The organism is Pseudoalteromonas sp. C8 (assembly GCF_011378685.1).
GTDB lineage: Bacteria > Pseudomonadota > Gammaproteobacteria > Enterobacterales > Alteromonadaceae > Pseudoalteromonas > Pseudoalteromonas arctica.
The window spans coordinates 1-1,460 of sequence record NZ_WTKT01000047.1 but is presented as its reverse complement, the minus strand read 5'-3'; the positions used below and the strand labels follow the sequence as shown (position 1 = coordinate 1,460).

Below are 1,460 nucleotides of genomic sequence, written 5' to 3'. Positions count from 1 at the left end.
AATAGATAATTGGACTCCCCTACACCATTACCAACGTGTAGGCTAATATCATTGTTACCACACAAAAATATTAAATGGAGTCCAATAAATGAAGAATACTAGAATTGGTGTTGATTTAGCAAAAGATGTTATCCAAGTTTGTATTTATGCAAGAAATAAAGTGCTTTCTAATACTGAAATGACATATCAGGCGTTTGCTCTTTGGTTAATCAATACCAAACCTACCACTATTATCTTTGAGGCTTGCAGTACATCGAACTACTGGAACCAGGTCGCATTATCATTAGGCTACGATGCAAAATTAATTTGTCCGAAGTTTGTGTCTTCAATTAGAAAGAAACAAAAAACAGATGCTAATGATGCGCTTGCAATCGTACAAGCATCATTTGTACCCGATATAACTTTTATTTCTGGAAAAAGTATTGAGCAGCAACAATTACAATCAATTATGCGATTACGCGACTTAGCAACAAAGCAGAAAACAGCCTTGAGCAATCAGTTAGGAGCGCTACTACTGGAATTTAATATTCGCTGCTCCCCAAAGTTAGGTGGATTAAGAGGCGCTATTGAAAGCGTATTAGAAAATGCTGAGAATGAATTTTCATGGGCACTTCGTGCTTCACTGAAAGCAGCATGGGATCACTACTTAATGATATGCCAGTCTGTTGCAACCTATGATGAATCACTCATAAAGGCGATTAATGAGCATCCTGAATGTAAGAAACTTTTAAAATTAGAAGGTGTTGGTGTCATTAATGCAGTTAATTTATACATCGCATTAGGCTGTAGTGAGATAGGTGTTTTTGCTAAGGGCAAAGATGCAGCGGCGTGTATAGGGTTAACACCAATACAGCATTCTTCCGGAGGAAAAACTAAGCTGGGCTCAGTTGGGAAGTATGTAAAAAACAGCATACTCAGAAGTCAATTGGTAGTTGGGTCTATGGCTGCGATTAGAATGATAGTTAAAAGAGACGCAAAAACAAAAAAAGAACGTTGGATACAAGAGTTAGTATCTCGACGTGGCATACGTTGTGCTGCAGTTGCACTTGCCAACAAAAATGTACGTACGGCGTATGCGATGATGACTAAAGGAACTGATTACAAAGCGGAATTACTTGCCGTGTAAAAACGTTCAAACAATAAAAGAATAACTAAGATAAAAGCCAGTAAGAAAATATGCGATGTTCACAAAGGAATTGACGAAATAGTAGAATTATTTTTCTGCGTAAAGAAGTTCAAACAATAAAAGCAATAACTAAGAAAAAATCAGCAAGTAAAATCAGTGAACAACCAAGAGACTTTGATCTCGCTTAATAGATGTGATTACTTGTGCGCGTAAATATCAGAGAGCCTGAGTTAGCTACTCAATGAGAGCTCGTACATAAGTGAGTGCTTTATTCTTAGTTACTAATTTTGTTGTTGACACAGGGGAGTCCACATAGGCTGTTCCCTTTACGAAA

Annotated in this window: 1 protein-coding gene; it reads left to right on the top strand. The window is 37.2% G+C overall.

All coding sequences use genetic code 11. From position 1 onward, the window contains the following. The first annotated feature begins 88 nt into the window (after nt 1-88). Complete coding sequence (locus tag GQR39_RS19950; RefSeq protein ID WP_165736425.1) at nt 89-1,126, top strand: IS110 family transposase; 1,038 nt, start codon at nt 89-91, stop codon at nt 1,124-1,126. Nucleotides 1,127-1,460 lie beyond the last annotated feature (334 nt).

Coding starts and splice junctions, on each gene's coding strand:
- GQR39_RS19950 (WP_165736425.1), top strand. CDS start 89: ATGAAGAATACTAGAATTGGTGTTGATTTAGCAAAAGATGTTATCCAA.